Below are 13741 nucleotides of genomic sequence, written 5' to 3'. Positions count from 1 at the left end.
GCAGCGGCTCAGGAAGCCGGCGCGGCAACCTCCAACTGGTCCAGCGCGAACGCGTACATCTCGGCCAGCTCCCGATAGCGCCGGAACCGTCCCGACTTGCCGCCGTGGCCGGCATCCATGTTGGTCCGGAACAGCACCGGAGCGTCACCGGTCGCCAGGTCGCGCAGCCGGGCGACGTACTTCGCCGGCTCCCAATACTGCACCTGCGAGTCCCACAGCCCGGTACCGATGAACATCGCCGGATAGTCCTGGTCGACCAGGTTGTCGTAAGGCGAGTAGGCCAGGATGTAATCGTAAAAAACCTTGTCTTCCGGGTTGCCCCACTGGTCGTACTCGTTGGTGGTCAGCGGGATGCTCGGGTCCAGCATGGTGGTGACGACGTCGACAAACGGTACCTGCGACAGGATCACCTTGTAGCTGTCGGGCGCCTGGTTGGCGATCGCGCCCATCAGCAAGCCGCCGGCGCTGCCGCCGTACGCGGCCACCCGGTCGCTGGCCGCATAGCCCTGCTCGACCAGGTACCGGGTCACGTCGATGAAGTCGTTGAAGGTGTTTTGCTTGTTCAGCAGCTTGCCGTCGTCGTACCACTTGCGGCCCAGCTCCTGACCGCCGCGGACGTGGGCGATCGCGTAGACCATGCCGCGGTCCAGCAGGCTCACCACCGGCAGGTTGAAGGCCGGGTCCATCGAGTAGCCGTAGCTGCCATACGCGTACTGCAGCAGCGCCGCCTCACCGTTTTTCTGGAAGCCCTTTTTGTAGACCAGCGATACCGGTACTTTCACGCCATCGTGGGCCGGTGCCCAGACGCGCTCGGTCACGTACTGGTCCGGGTCGTAGCCGATCACCGGCTGGCGCTTGAGCAGCTTGCGCTCGCCGGTGCGGGTGTTGAGCTCGTAGGTGGTCGCCGGCGTGGTCAGCGAGGTGTAGCTGTAGCGCAACCAGTCGGTGTCGGGTTCGGAATTGACCGCCAGGCCCATCGAGTAGGCCGGTTCATCGGCCTGGACATACTCCGCGTCGGCATTCGACTGGCCGGCCTCGCCGCGCAGCAGCCGGACCCGCTCCAGGCCACCGGAGCGCTCGGCCACCGCAGTGAACCCGTCGAACAGCTCGAAGCCCTCGATGAATACGTCTTCGTCGTGGCCGATCCACTCCTGCCACTGGGCACGCGAGCTGGCATGGCTGGGTGCGGTCATCAGCTTGAAGTTGTCGGCCACCTGCCCGTCCGCATCCGGCGCGTTGGTGCGGATTACCCAGCGCCCACCGTGGTGGTCGGCGTCGTACTCGACATCGCGCTGGCGTGGCGCCAGCACCACGAACTCGCGCGGGTCGCTGGCCGGCGCGCAACGCGACTCGCTGGACACCGTGCTTTCCACGCCGATGCAGATGTACTGATCGTCGCGGGTGCGGCCGATGCCCATGTAGAAGGTGTCATCGGACTCCTCGTACACCAGCACGTCGTCGCTGACCGGGGTGCCGAGCACGTGTTTCCGGACCCGCACCGTGAGCAGGGTGTCCGGGTCGTTCTCGACGTAGAACAGGGTCTGGTTGTCGTCGGCCCAGACAATGTTCGCCGCCACCCCCGCGATGACATCATCGAAGACCTTGCCGGTCTCCAGGTCCTTGATCCGGATCACGTACTGGCGGCGTCCGATGTCGTCCTCGGCCCAGGCCAGCAGGCGGTTGTCCTGGCTGACCTCCCAGTCGCCGACACTGAAATAGTCCTTGCCGGCGGCCATCGCGTTGACGTCCAGCAAGACCTCTTCGGCGGCGTCCATCGAACCGTGGCGGCGCGCATGCACCGGATAGTCCTGTCCGGTCTCGTACCGGGTGTAATACCACCAGCCACGCTCGCGATACGGCACCGAGCTGTCGTCCTGCTTGATGCGCCCGACGATCTCCTCGTACAGGGTGTCCTGGACGCCCTGCAGCGGCGCCATCACCGTGTCGACGTAGCTGTTCTCGGCGTTGAGGTAGGCCAGCATCTCCGGGTTGCTGCGGCTGTCATCACGCAACCAGTAGTACTCGTCCTGGCGCTCGGCACCATGCGGCGCGGTGACGACGTGGGCTTTGGCGGCGACGTCGGGAGGTGTCGGCAGGGTCTGGGCGAGGGTCGGGCTGGAGAGGGTCATCAAGGCGGCAAGCAGCAAAGTGGGATTCATGGGATGGGGGCCGGAGGTGGGAAGTACAACGGGCTACGGGGCGTCGCTCCTGAAAAAAAGGCCGGGCATGCCCGGCCTTTGCGCATTCAGTCCGCCAACTGGTTCCAAAGGAACGTATACGCCAGCGCGCTCATGTGCGCGGCCTGCTTGTTGTTGGCCGAGCCGCCATGACCGCCTTCGATGTTCTCGTAATAGCGCACGTCCTTGTCGGCCTCCAGCATCCTGGCCATCATCTTGCGCGCGTGGCCGGGGTGGACGCGGTCGTCGCGGGTCGAGGTGGTGAACAGGGTTGGCGGGTAGTCCTTGTCGGCATCAAACAAGTGGTATGGCGAGAAGGTCTTGATGAACGCCCACTCCTCCGGCTTGTCCGGATCGCCGTACTCGGCCATCCACGACGCCCCGGCCAGCAGCTTGTGGTAACGCTTCATGTCCAGCAGCGGCACCTGCACCACGATGGCGCCAAACAGCTCCGGATACTGGGTCAGCATGTTGCCCACCAGCAGGCCGCCGTTGCTGCCGCCCTGGGTACCGAGCTTGTCGGGCGAGGTGATCTTGCGTGCGACCAGGTCCTGGGCGACTGCGGCAAAGTCTTCATAGGCCTTGTGCCGGTTGGCCTTGAGCGCGGCCTGGTGCCACTGCGGGCCGTACTCGCCGCCGCCACGGATGTTCGCGACCGCGTACACGCCGCCCTTCTCCAGCCACGCCGTGCCAACGCTGCCCGAATAACCGGGCAGCATCGATATCTCGAAGCCGCCATAGCCATACAGCAGGGTCGGTGTGGTGCCATCGAGCACCAGATCCTTCGGCTTGACGATGAAGTACGGGACCTGTGTGCCGTCCTTGCTGGTGGCAAAGAACTGCTCGACCTGGTGGCTGGAAGCATCGAAGAACGCCGGCATGGTCTTCAGCACCTGCGGCGCCTGGCCGACCTCGGCGATGGCAAGCGTCTCCGGGCTGAGGTAGCCGTCGGCGGTGATCCAGACCTTGTCGTTGTCGTCGGGGTCGACTGCCCACACGTTGACGCTGCCCTCGGGCTGGCCGACGAAGGCGCTGCGGGTCCATTCGCCCTGGCCGTCTTCCGGCGGGGTCAACACGCTGAGCTGGTTGCGCACGTCATCGAGCACGTTCAACACCAGATGGTTGGCGGTCACGGCCGAGCCGGCCAGCGACGTGGTCTCGCTGGGCTCGAACAGCGCGGTGAAGTCGCGTCCACCGGCCATGAAGTCGTCGAAATTGGCCGCAATCAGGCTACCGGCCGGCCAGGTCTTGCCACCGGCCTCGTACGGCTTGCGCAACTCCAGCACCAGCCAGTCCTTGTGGACCGACTTGTTGGCCGAGTTGGGTGCATCAATTTTGGTCAGCTCGCCGTCTTCACGCAGGTACAACTCGTCGTTGTAGAACGCCAGGGTGCGGCTGACGAAATCGCGCTCGAAACCCGGGGTGTCGTCGTGGGCGGCGGCGATGTACATGTCGTCGGCCTTGCCCTCGTAGACCACGACTGCCTCGGACATCGGGGTACCGCGGGCCCACTGCTTGACCACGCGCGGGTAGCCGGACTCGGTCACCGTGGGCGCGCCATCCGCGTCGGGGCCAAAGTCGGTAAACACGTAGACATGGTCGCGGTCGATCCAGCCCAGTCCGCCCTTGGCCTCGTCGCGGAAGAAGCCGTCGGTGACCCAGGACTGGGTGGACAGGTCGAACTCGCGGGTGACATCGGCGTCGGCGCCGCCGCGCGACAGCGCAATCAGGCAGCGCTCATAGGCCGGCTTCAGGCAGTCTGCGCCGTGCCAGACCCAGTTCTCGCCCTCGGCCTTGTTCAGCGCGTCCAGGTCGATGACGGTTTCCCACTGCGGCGCGTCCTTGCGGTATTCGTCCAGCGTGGTGCGACGCCAGATGCCGCGCTCGTGCCCGGCGTCCTTCCAGAAGTTGTAGTAATAGTCGCCAATCTTGCTGACGAACGGGATCTTCGCCTCCGAGTCGAGGATCGCGAGGATCTTCGCCTCCAGTTGCTTGAATTCCGGCGTGCTGGCGAGCTCGGCTTCGGTCACGGCGTTGCGGGCCTTGACCCAATCAAGCGCCTTCTCCCCTTCGACGTTCTCAAGCCAGAGATAGGGATCGGACACGGCGGACTCCTGGGCGTGGGCAGCACCCGCGGCAACGGTCAGGCCGGCAACGAGGATGACGGCCTGGCAGGCCTGCGACAGCGTGGACATGGGCGCTCCATTATCTGGGACGAAAAATGAAAACACGAAGCCCGCACGCTAGCACGGCGGCGCGATGCCGGCCGCGTGCACCAAGTCACCCGTGCCGTACCCTCGCAGCGAGTCGCGGGCGGCGGACCTGGCGCACCAACCACCACCCGCTCAGCGGCATCACCAGCAACCACAACGGCAGCCAGCCGATCATCTCGCTGGAACCGCGCGCCGCCGGCAGCAACACCAGCAAGGTCGCGCCGATCGCGCTGGCGTAGCGCAGCACGTCCTCGATACGTGGATCAATCGGATGGATGGAAACTCGGTCGGAACGGTTCATGGCGCGGCTCCTGATGGGTGGAGCCACAGCATTGCGCCGCACGTTCTCACCGGCTGCGACCGCATGGATGACGTTGCCGCCGCACGCCTGGACAAGGCTCAGTAGCCGGCGGCGTCAAGCACCTTGTCGGCTTCGGCGCGACCGATCTCGATAAGCTCGCGCGCACGCCAGAACTCGTAGAACTCACAGGCATCGCGCGGTATCCGTATCACCAGTTCGGGCGGGTCCAGCGCCATCTGCACACGCGCGATCTGTGCCTGCGTGGTGTCCAGCGAGCGCGCCATCAGCTCGATGAAGCCGTACTGGGATCCGGTGTCCATGGACGCGCCGGCATCGTTGCCGTTGCGGTGGAAACGACGCTCGATCCAGTCGAGCAGGCCCCCGTGCGCAGGGCTCTCATCGCCGATGCGCGGTTCGGGTGCGTCCGGCTCCGCAGGTCTGCCGGGCGGGTTGCTCGGCCAGCTGTTCATGTCAACCGCGATCAATCGGTGCGCACCCGACAGGCGGGTCGCCGCGATCGGCAGTGGTGCCAGCAGGCCACCATCGACCAACTCGCGGCCGTCTACACGGTGCGGGGTGAACACGCCGGGGATCGCGATCGAGGCGCGCACCGCATCCCACAGGTCACCGTCACGCAGCCAGACTTCGCGCTGGCGCGGCAAGTCGACCGCAACCGCGGTGAAGTCGATCGGCAGGTCCTCGATCCGGATGTCGCCGGTGCGTTTCCGCAACGCCGCCATCAAGCGCGTGCCTTCAAACAGCGCCGGCTGGCCAAACACCGGATCGAGCAGGCGCAACATGTCGGTCCGGCTCATCGACAGCACCCATTCGCGGAACACGTCGAGCTGCCCGGCGGCAAACAAACCACCAACCAACGCACCGCTGGATGAGCCGGCCACCGCGACGATGTTGAGACCGCGCTTTTGCAGTGACTCGATCACGCCGATCTGCGCGAACCCGCGCGCGCCACCGGCACCGAGCACCAGGGCGACCGGTTCGTCGCGCCCGATCCGGGGGGCGTCTGCGCCGGCCATCAGCAACCCGCAACCGGATCGAGCGAGAGTCTTGAAGGTCGAATGGCTGGGAGATCTTCGATACAGGCCATGACAAGGGGCGCGGTGGCGGATCGAGGTGACCCTGGGTCAAGGATGCCACGGACCCGACGATGGCCGGCCGCTGCGAACCCGACGCATCGCCAGCCGTTCTCACCCGCGGCCGCTCGCGTATCCGCCGTGCGGCCGGCACACTTGTCACCGGCGAACAGGAGGACACGTCATGAACACGCGGCTGTACATCGGTTACCTGTGTATCGCGCTCGGCTTCGCCTTCATCATGCTGCTCGGCTACGGCGTCATCGATCCGATCGGCATGGATATGGAAGCGGGTACCGGATCGATTGGCGCGCTACTGCGGGGACTACTGCCCAGCGCGCTGGTGGCGGCGGTCGCCGTCGTGCTCGGCCTGTACCTGGTGAGGAGCGCGCGCAAACCGTAACCCGGCACGCAGTGGGTTGGCATGCATTGGCGTGCATGGATAATGCCCGTGCGGCCGGTGATCTCCGGCCGTTTTCCATTGCCAAACCGGAGTTCCAGATGCGTTCCTTGATCCTGACCGCGGCGTTTGCTGCGGTCATTGCCGCCCCCACCGCCGCTGCCGCCGACCAGACCACCGAGGACTACGGCTGGCGTGGCACGGGTGAGTTGGGCCTGGCCCTTTCCAGCGGCAACACCGACACCCAGACCCTGACCGGCAAGCTCGGCCTGACCCGCGAGAATGCCTTGTGGGAGCACGAGATTGGATTGGCGCTGTTGTATGGCGAGCAGGACGACATCGAAAGCGCGTCCCGCTACGAGGCGTTCAGCAAGACCGGCCGCCGCGTTGGCGAGCGCAGCCAGTGGTTTGGCTCGGCGCGTACCGAACGCGACCACTTCGCCGCCTACGAGTACCAATCGGCCGCCGCGATCAGCTACAGCCACGAGGTGATCAAGGAGGAGGGATCGCAACTGAGCTTCGAAGTCGGCCCGGGCTACCGCTGGTCCAAGCTCCAGGGGGTGCGCGTTCACGAGAACGGCGCCATCGTGCGCGGCTATATGGACTTCAAGCACCAGTTCAATCCATCGACCTCGATCTACGACACCCTGTTGATCGAGGCCGGGCAGAACAATACCTTCGCCCGCAACGACGTGGGGGTGTTGGTCAAGATGAACGCTTCGCTGGCCCTGAAGGCCGGGTTGGAAGTACGCCACAACACCGATGTGCTGCCGGGCATCAAGAAAACCGACACCCTGACCACGGTCAATATCGTCTACGGGTTCTGACCGGGCACACGGAAATCAGCGGGGGTCGCGCTCGTAGTTGCCCATCGCGAGCGACAACAAGGCGCGCGCCTGCTCCCGCAACACCGGTGGCTCAATGATCTCGGCGTCGCTGCCGTAATGCAGCACATCCATCAGCAGCTCGCGCCCGGAACTGAAGGGCACCTTCAGTTCATAGCGTCCGTCATTGAGGAACCGGCCCTGCTGCTGCGAGTGCCAATGCTCATCGGCCACCCAGCGCGCGGCCTTGGCGCTGAACACGATCGTCGCCCAGCCTTTCGGGGTGCCGGAGAAAATGCCGTAGCTGGAGGCCAACTGGCGATCGAGCTCCTCGTCCGGAACGTCATGCACCGCGCCGTCGAGCTGGCGGGCGTTGCTGATGCGGTCGACCGCGAAGCTGCGCAATGCATCGCGGTCGTGGTCCCAGGCATCCAGGTACCAGTTGTCGCGATAGTGGGTCATGCGTTGCGGGGACACCGTGCGCCGGGTGGCCTGGTCGGTGGAGCGGGCGCGGTACTCGAAGGCCAGCTGCTTGCGGTCCAGCACCGCAGTGGCGACGTGGCGGAACGCGGTTTCGTCCAGTCGCCGGGTGCGGTGCGGGATCACGCGGATGCGCTCGATCGGCACCCGCCGGCCGCCGGCATGGTCGTCGAGCAACTTCTCGATACGGTGTTGCAACGGCGCCAGTGCGTTCGACAACACCCCGCCGCCGCTGCGCAGCATCAACTGCTGGGCCGCCAACAACGAGTGAAGCTCGTCGGAGTTCAGCCACAGGCCGGGCAACTCGAAACGATCACCCTCGTCGGGGTCGTAACGGAACCCGGCCTCGCCGTTGCCGATCACCGGCGCCATCAACTGGTCGCGCAGGTAGGCGAGGTCGCGATAGACCGTCGCCCGTGAACATTCCAGCTCCTCCTGCAGACGCTGCACCGTCACCGGATAGCGCGCGGAAGTCAGGATCCGGTGCAGGGCGTGAATGCGTTCGATACGTTCCATGGCGCAAGCATCGCACCGGGCCAGAGCGACCGCCACTATTGCCCCCGCGGCAGCGGCACGTAGGTCGGGCTTCAGCCCGACACCGCCAACCCCACATCACCCCCAATGTCGGGTTAAAACCCGACCTACAGGCAAAACAAACGACACACACGGCCGTAGGTCGGGCTTCAGCCCGACACCGCCAACTCCCGCATCACCCCCAATGTCGGGTTAAAACCCGACCTACAGGCAAAAACAAACGACACACACGGCCGTAGGTCGGGCTTCAGCCCGACACCGCCAACTCCCGCATCACCCCCAATGTCGGGTTAAAACCCGACCTACGGGCAAAAACAAACGACACACACGGCCGTAGGTCGGGCTTCAGCCCGACACCGCCAACTCTCGTATCACCGTCGATGTCGGGTTGAAACCCGACCTACGACCACCGCGTAGAAGAAGCCCGCACCCCGCGCGAACCGATCCGCACCGAGCCCATCCCCGACCGCAACGCCTATTGCCAGCTGAACCGACGTAGTTGGGTCGGTAGGTGATCATTGCCATAATGGGCGTTCCTCCCCGATCCATGGCCGACCATGCTTGGCACCTTGGGGCTGGTCCTGCTCACCGGCCCATTCATCACCCTGCCCACAGCGGCGGTTGCCGACCCGGCGCTGATGGCGCTTGGCAGCGACCCGGCGCAGCTGCGGCTGTTCTGCTATTCGACCCGCTGTGGCGATGAAGAATGGCAGCGCGCGGCCGCCCGGCTTGGCGATCACCTGACATTCGACAGCAAGCGCGGCGGGCAGCTGAGCTTGCCCGGCAGTGGCCCGTGGATCGGGCTGAGCGCACCGGCACGCCCGCGTGATGCCAAGGCGAGCTACGCCAATGACTGGCGCATCGGCACCCGCTACCACCTGCAGGCGCTGCGCAACGGCCCGACCCAACTGGGCGTGCAGCTGGGCGCCGCCTACCGGCTTGCGCCGCTCCACGACGATGGCATCAACCTGTCCGGCCCGGTGCTGCGTGGCGAGCTCGACCTCGGCTACCAGATCACCGAGCGCGCGCGATGGAACCAGACCATCCAGTTTGAAACCGGGCAAGGGGTGACGTTCGTCAAGCAGTCGGTTGGCCTGGATGTCGCCTTGTGGCCGTTCTGGACCCTGGAAGGCGACTTCCAGATCCGCCATAACGATGCCGGTGTCACCGGCACCGAATCGGCGGAGTCGTCGCTGCAGTTGCGGCGACGGTTCTAGTCAGCCCCGCGTTTAGTCAACCCCGCTAGTCAGCCACGCTAGTCAGCCCCGCGTCGCGGGCGATGACAAGGCTTGCGCCAGCAATTCGCCGGCGCCCTGATCGAGCAACGCCCTGGCGACCTTCGCCCCCAGCGCCTCGGGCGCATCGGCGCTGCCTTCCGCATCGGCACGCACCGCGCCGCCACTGGCTGCAGAGCCGACCAGCCCGTGCAATCGCAAACGCTCCCCGTCAAGCGTGGCCAGACCGGCGACGGGCACGTGGCAGCTGCCGTCCAGGGCGCGGTTCATCGCCCGCTCGGCCTCCACGCAGGTGCGGGTGTGGGCGTGGTCCAGTGCCGCGCAAAGCGCCGCTGTTGCGGCATCGTCGTCGCGGCATTCGATCGCGATCGCCCCCTGCGCCGGTGCCGGCAGCCAGTCCGGCGCCTGCAACCGCGACCGGATCCGGGCATCGAAGCCGAGCCGTTGCAGGCCGGCGCAAGCGAGCACGATCGCGTCGTAATCACCGCCATCGAGCTTGGCCAGCCGGGTGTTGACGTTGCCGCGCAGGTCGCGCAGCTGCAGGTCCGGGCGCAGCGCGCGCAACTGCGCCTGCCGCCGCAACGACGAGGTGCCAACCACTGCGCCCTCGGGCAGGCCGGCAATGTCGTCGAAACGGTTGCTGATGAAGGCGTCGGCGTAGTCGGCGCGCGGCAGGATCGCCGGCAACGCAAAGCCCGGCTCCAGCGCCATCGGCACATCCTTCAGCGAATGCACCGCGCAGTCGGCTTCGCCGCGCTGCATCGCAATTTCAAGCTCCTTCAGGAACAGCCCCTTGCCACCGATCGCGGCCAGCGAGCGGTCCAGCACCTCGTCGCCGCGGGTACTCATCGGCACCAGTTGGACGCGGATTCCGGGATGCGCCGCGCGCAGGGCGTCGGCGACGTGTTCGCTCTGCCACAGGGCGAGGGGGCTCTTGCGGGTGGCGATACGCAGGGTAGTCATGCGGTCATTATCGCCGTTAAAGCTGCTTCAGCACTTCGCGCACCGCGCTCGCGCAGCGCCGACTGACTTCCAGCGGCTCGGCCACCTTCCCGAGCAGTACCGTTACCTGTCCGTCCGGGCTGCGGCGCAACTCGGTGACCAGGTGACGGGAAACCAGGCAATTGCGATGGATGCGCAGGAAGCGCTCACCGAACTCATCCTCCAGCGACTTCAACGACGCCTCGATCAGGTCTTCGCCACGCGCGTGGTGGACCACGACGTACTTCTCGTCGGCGTACAGGTAACGCACGTCCTCGACCGGGATCAACCGCAGGCTGCCGCGCAGGCGCGCACAAAGATGACTGCGCGGGCCACCGGGATGATCACCGCTACGCTCGCGTCCGGCGGCAAAGGTACGCACCCTCTCCAGCGCGGCGGCCAGGCGCTCGGCGCGGACCGGCTTGACCAGGTAGTCGATCGCCTCGGCCTCGAATGCCGACAGCGCGTGGATGTCGTAGGCGGTACAGAACACGACCGCCGGACGCGGCTCGAAGGCCGCCAGGTGACGCGCCACTTCCAGTCCGTCGATGCCGGGCATGGCGATATCCAGCAACACCAGATCGGGGGAATGCCCGGCGCAGGCGTGCAGGGCCTCGGCGCCGTCACAGGCTACGGCGACCACCTCGATGCCGTCCATGTCCTTCAGCAGTCCGCGCAAGCGATCGCGCGCCAGTGGTTCGTCGTCGACGATGACTACTTTCATCGGCCTGTCCCTGTATCCGTATGGTCGTGTGAGCTTCGCCGCGTCGCCGTTCTAGCTGGCGGCAAAGCGCGCCGCCAGCCAGTCGCCAAGGTCGCGGATCTGCTCGGCGCAAACCTGATGGGCCATCGGGTAGGCGTGCCAATCGACCTTGAACCCCAGCGCGCGCAGCCGTGCGGCACTGGCTTGGCCTGCCGCGAACGGCACCACCGGGTCGAACTGGCCGTGGGCCATGAACAGCGGTTGGGTGGGCGCTGCGGCGGGCACCGACTGTTCCAGGCCGGCCAGCGCCGCAGTCGACAACGGCAGGTAGGTCGACAACGCGACCAGCCCGGCCAGCGGCTCGCTGCGCCGCAGCCCCGCGGCCAGCGCGACCGCGCCGCCCTGCGAGAACCCGGCCAGCACGACCCGGTCGGGCGCGATGCCACGCTCGAGCTCGCGGGCGATCAAGGCCTCGACCTGCGCCACCGACTGGGTGACCCCGGTCTCGTCGGCGCGGTCGGTCATCTTGTCGGCGTCGAGGCTGACGATGTCGTACCAGGCCCGCATCGACATGCCGTTGTTGATCGTGACCGCGCGCACCGGCGCGTGCGGAAACACGAAGCGCAGCCCCGGCCAGTCCTTGCGGACCAGCTCGGGAACGATCGGCGCGAAGTCGTTGCCGTCCGCGCCCAGGCCATGCAGCCAGATGACGGCCCAGCTCGGGTCGGGGGCGGTTTCAAGCTCGACGGTCTCGAGCAGCGTCGCGGTGCCGTTTGCCGGGGGGTTGTTTGTCGCTGTGTCGTTCATCCCGGCATTGTCGCCGTTGTGTACTGGCGGGGCCAGCGGCAGTGAAGAAGGAGGCTCAGGGCGCGTGGGAGAACCGGACGCGGGTGGAAATGGCGACCTCGTCCGGGATGATGCCGGTGTCAGCCCAGTCACCGCCGCCGACCCCGAACGCCAGGCGCTCGACCTTCGCGCTGCCCGACAGCACCGGCGCCTCGCCCGGCGCCCAGGTGAACGTGAGCGTGACCGGTTTGCCCACGCCGCGCAGGCTGAGCGTGCCATCGGCGGCGTACTCGTTGCCACCCAGGCTACGGAAACCCTCGGCGGTGTAGCGCGCCTGCGCAAACTTCGCGACGTTGAAAAAATCCGTGCTCCGCAACGTGTCGTTGCGCTCGGGGTTCTGGGTGTCCGCCCCGGCCAGTGGAATCAGCACGTCGAGCCGTGCGTCCTGTGGCGCGGCCGGGTCGAAGCTGAGGGTGGTACGGAAGCCGGGGAACTGGCCGGTGAAGATCTCGCCCTGGTACTCGCTGGCGAAGGTCAGCGCACCCGAAGACTGGACATAGTCCGCGGCGTTGGCGGAACCGGCAGCGAGGCCGGCAGTGGCGAGGGAAAGGAGCAACAGGGAATGCTTGAAGGTCATGTCAGTGGTCCAGGTCAGTTGTTCAAAACAGAGGTAGAAGCAGGAAGGGTCTGCTTGCCGCCCGGGGTGCGCGGCAACATGCGCAACAACGTGTCATCGCGTTGCACGAAGTGGTGGTACAGGGCCGCGCCGGCGTGCAGGGCCACCAGCAGCACCAGCAGCCAGAATCCCCACTGGTGCACGTTGCCGGCCAACTCGGCCAACCCGGTATCGCGTCCGGCGATCGGGGGCAGATTGAATTGCTTGAACCACTGCAACGGGTAACCGGAGGCGGAGTTGAACAGCCATCCGCTCAGCGGCATCGCGAACAGCAGCACGTAGAGCCCGACATGGGTCAGCGATGCGATCCGCTCCTGCCAGGCCGGCGTGCCAGTCACCGGCCTGGGCGCACGGGCCAACAGGCGCCATGCCAGTCGCACTACCATCAGCGCCAGCAGGGTGAGTCCCAGCGATTTGTGCAGCGCATAGGCGTTGATCTTCGCCGGCGTGTTGGGCATGTCGACCATCGACAGCCCCCGCCACGCCAGCCAGACGATCAGCACCAGCGTGGTCCAGTGCAGCAGTTGGCTCACCGGCGACCAGCGGTGGGGACGGCGCTTGCCGGTACTGTCCTTGAGGCTCATCCCGGCCGGCCTCATTGCAACGGCGGCAGGTCGAAGACGAGGATCTCGGCACCCTCGCCGCGCTCGATCAGCACCTGCGACTCGTCGGCGTACAGCAACGCATCACCGGCGGAGACGTCGTGGCCATTCACCACCGCACTGCCGCGGGCCATGTGCACGTAGCCCAGGCGGCCCGGTGCCAGCTCCAGTACGGCCGCTTCGCCGGCATCGAACAGACCCGAATACATCCGCGCGTCCTGGTGGATCAGCACCGAACCGTCGGCGCTGTCCGGGCTGGCCAACAGCCGCAGGCGGCCGCGCTTCTCGGCCTCCGGGAACGTCTTCTGCTCATAGCCGGGCTGAATGCCGCGCACGGAGGGGATGATCCAGATCTGCAGGAAGTGCGTGGTCTTGCCCTGCTCGTGGTTGTACTCGGAGTGGGTGACGCCGGTGCCGGCGCTCATCCGCTGCACCTCGCCCGGCACGATGGTGGCGCCGGTGCCCATGGAGTCACGGTGGGCCAGCGTGCCATCAAGGACGTAACTGATGATCTCCATGTCCTGGTGCGGATGGGTGCCGAAGCCCTTGCCACCCTGCACCCGGTCTTCGTTGATGACCCGCAGCGGGCCCCAGTGCATGTGGTTCGGGTCGTGGTAACCGGCGAACGAGAAGCTGTGGTGGGAGTCAAGCCAGCCGTGGTTGGCGTGGCCGCGTTCCGAAGCGGGGCGCAAGGTGATCATGTCGGCGGTCTCCGTGTTCAAGGGGCGACGATGCGTC

Annotated in this window: 14 protein-coding genes; 3 read left to right on the top strand and 11 right to left on the bottom strand. The window is 66.4% G+C overall.

Features of this window, described 5'->3' with window-relative positions; translation table 11 throughout:
- Positions 1–8 precede the first annotated feature (8 nt).
- The 4 genes from ACW7G6_RS07765 to ACW7G6_RS07750 all read right to left on the bottom strand — a co-directional run bounded on the left by ACW7G6_RS07765 (position 9) and on the right by ACW7G6_RS07750 (position 5725).
- A complete protein-coding gene (locus ACW7G6_RS07765) occupies positions 9–2129 on the bottom strand; it encodes a S9 family peptidase (RefSeq protein WP_456998138.1) in 2121 nt (706 codons plus the stop codon).
- 116 nt (positions 2130–2245) lie between these two features.
- A complete protein-coding gene (locus tag ACW7G6_RS07760) occupies positions 2246–4372 on the bottom strand; it encodes a prolyl oligopeptidase family serine peptidase (protein WP_456997955.1) in 2127 nt (708 codons plus the stop codon).
- A gap of 85 nt (positions 4373–4457) precedes the next feature.
- A complete protein-coding gene (locus tag ACW7G6_RS07755; protein WP_456997954.1) occupies positions 4458–4691 on the bottom strand; it encodes a hypothetical protein in 234 nt (77 codons plus the stop codon).
- Positions 4692–4789: 98 nt separating this feature from the next.
- Positions 4790–5725 carry a patatin-like phospholipase family protein gene (locus ACW7G6_RS07750; RefSeq protein ID WP_456997953.1) on the bottom strand — a complete coding sequence of 312 codons (936 nt, stop codon included), beginning with the start codon at positions 5723–5725 and terminating at the stop codon, positions 4790–4792.
- 241 nt (positions 5726–5966) lie between these two features.
- On the opposite strand from ACW7G6_RS07750, the gene ACW7G6_RS07745 reads away from it, so the two are divergent.
- Together ACW7G6_RS07745 and ACW7G6_RS07740 are read left to right on the top strand one after the other, a co-directional pair.
- Positions 5967–6185: a hypothetical protein gene (locus ACW7G6_RS07745; RefSeq protein ID WP_456978123.1), complete on the top strand. Its 219-nt coding sequence runs from the start codon at positions 5967–5969 to the stop codon at positions 6183–6185.
- A gap of 98 nt (positions 6186–6283) precedes the next feature.
- The gene (locus tag ACW7G6_RS07740; RefSeq protein ID WP_456997952.1) at positions 6284–7009 is read left to right on the top strand and encodes a DUF481 domain-containing protein; all 726 of its coding nucleotides are present in this window, start codon (positions 6284–6286) and stop codon (positions 7007–7009) included.
- A 15-nt stretch (positions 7010–7024) separates the two neighbouring features.
- Here the strand turns inward: ACW7G6_RS07740 and ACW7G6_RS07735 are convergent, their stop codons facing one another.
- On the bottom strand, positions 7025–8002 hold the full coding sequence (locus tag ACW7G6_RS07735) for a helix-turn-helix transcriptional regulator (RefSeq protein ID WP_456978121.1): 978 nt from the start codon (positions 8000–8002) through the stop codon (positions 7025–7027).
- Between the two features lie 575 nt (positions 8003–8577).
- On the opposite strand from ACW7G6_RS07735, the gene ACW7G6_RS07730 reads away from it, so the two are divergent.
- A complete protein-coding gene (locus ACW7G6_RS07730) occupies positions 8578–9237 on the top strand; it encodes a DUF481 domain-containing protein (RefSeq protein WP_456978120.1) in 660 nt (219 codons plus the stop codon).
- A gap of 42 nt (positions 9238–9279) precedes the next feature.
- Here ACW7G6_RS07730 and hemC read toward each other — a convergent pair whose 3' ends face one another.
- From hemC to ACW7G6_RS07700, 6 genes are read right to left on the bottom strand one after another with little or no spacing between them, the layout of a single operon-like run.
- Positions 9280–10218, bottom strand: coding sequence for a hydroxymethylbilane synthase (gene hemC, locus ACW7G6_RS07725; protein WP_456978119.1), 939 nt, complete (start codon positions 10216–10218; stop codon positions 9280–9282).
- A gap of 16 nt (positions 10219–10234) precedes the next feature.
- Positions 10235–10960, bottom strand: coding sequence for a LytR/AlgR family response regulator transcription factor (locus tag ACW7G6_RS07720; RefSeq protein WP_456978118.1), 726 nt, complete (start codon positions 10958–10960; stop codon positions 10235–10237).
- A gap of 51 nt (positions 10961–11011) precedes the next feature.
- Positions 11012–11746, bottom strand: coding sequence for an alpha/beta hydrolase (locus tag ACW7G6_RS07715; protein ID WP_456978117.1), 735 nt, complete (start codon positions 11744–11746; stop codon positions 11012–11014).
- A gap of 55 nt (positions 11747–11801) precedes the next feature.
- A complete protein-coding gene (locus ACW7G6_RS07710) occupies positions 11802–12362 on the bottom strand; it encodes a YceI family protein (protein WP_456978116.1) in 561 nt (186 codons plus the stop codon).
- Between the two features lie 14 nt (positions 12363–12376).
- The gene (locus tag ACW7G6_RS07705; protein WP_456997951.1) at positions 12377–12985 is read right to left on the bottom strand and encodes a cytochrome b; all 609 of its coding nucleotides are present in this window, start codon (positions 12983–12985) and stop codon (positions 12377–12379) included.
- Positions 12986–12996: 11 nt separating this feature from the next.
- Positions 12997–13704 carry a pirin family protein gene (locus ACW7G6_RS07700; RefSeq protein WP_456978114.1) on the bottom strand — a complete coding sequence of 236 codons (708 nt, stop codon included), beginning with the start codon at positions 13702–13704 and terminating at the stop codon, positions 12997–12999.
- Between the last annotated feature and the right edge of the window lie 37 nt (positions 13705–13741).

Source organism: Lysobacter sp. A421, from assembly GCF_054052145.1.
Note: the sequence above shows the minus strand (reverse complement) of the source record. Positions and strands in the feature narration are given on the sequence as shown.

Coding starts and splice junctions, on each gene's coding strand:
- ACW7G6_RS07720 (WP_456978118.1), bottom strand. CDS start 10,960: ATGAAAGTAGTCATCGTCGACGACGAACCACTGGCGCGCGATCGCTTG.
- ACW7G6_RS07735 (WP_456978121.1), bottom strand. CDS start 8,002: ATGGAACGTATCGAACGCATTCACGCCCTGCACCGGATCCTGACTTCC.
- ACW7G6_RS07710 (WP_456978116.1), bottom strand. CDS start 12,362: ATGACCTTCAAGCATTCCCTGTTGCTCCTTTCCCTCGCCACTGCCGGC.
- ACW7G6_RS07755 (WP_456997954.1), bottom strand. CDS start 4,691: ATGAACCGTTCCGACCGAGTTTCCATCCATCCGATTGATCCACGTATC.
- ACW7G6_RS07760 (WP_456997955.1), bottom strand. CDS start 4,372: ATGTCCACGCTGTCGCAGGCCTGCCAGGCCGTCATCCTCGTTGCCGGC.
- ACW7G6_RS07705 (WP_456997951.1), bottom strand. CDS start 12,985: ATGAGCCTCAAGGACAGTACCGGCAAGCGCCGTCCCCACCGCTGGTCG.
- ACW7G6_RS07765 (WP_456998138.1), bottom strand. CDS start 2,129: ATGACCCTCTCCAGCCCGACCCTCGCCCAGACCCTGCCGACACCTCCC.
- ACW7G6_RS07715 (WP_456978117.1), bottom strand. CDS start 11,746: ATGAACGACACAGCGACAAACAACCCCCCGGCAAACGGCACCGCGACG.
- ACW7G6_RS07745 (WP_456978123.1), top strand. CDS start 5,967: ATGAACACGCGGCTGTACATCGGTTACCTGTGTATCGCGCTCGGCTTC.
- ACW7G6_RS07740 (WP_456997952.1), top strand. CDS start 6,284: ATGCGTTCCTTGATCCTGACCGCGGCGTTTGCTGCGGTCATTGCCGCC.
- ACW7G6_RS07750 (WP_456997953.1), bottom strand. CDS start 5,725: ATGGCCGGCGCAGACGCCCCCCGGATCGGGCGCGACGAACCGGTCGCC.
- ACW7G6_RS07700 (WP_456978114.1), bottom strand. CDS start 13,704: ATGATCACCTTGCGCCCCGCTTCGGAACGCGGCCACGCCAACCACGGC.
- hemC (WP_456978119.1), bottom strand. CDS start 10,218: ATGACTACCCTGCGTATCGCCACCCGCAAGAGCCCCCTCGCCCTGTGG.
- ACW7G6_RS07730 (WP_456978120.1), top strand. CDS start 8,578: ATGCTTGGCACCTTGGGGCTGGTCCTGCTCACCGGCCCATTCATCACC.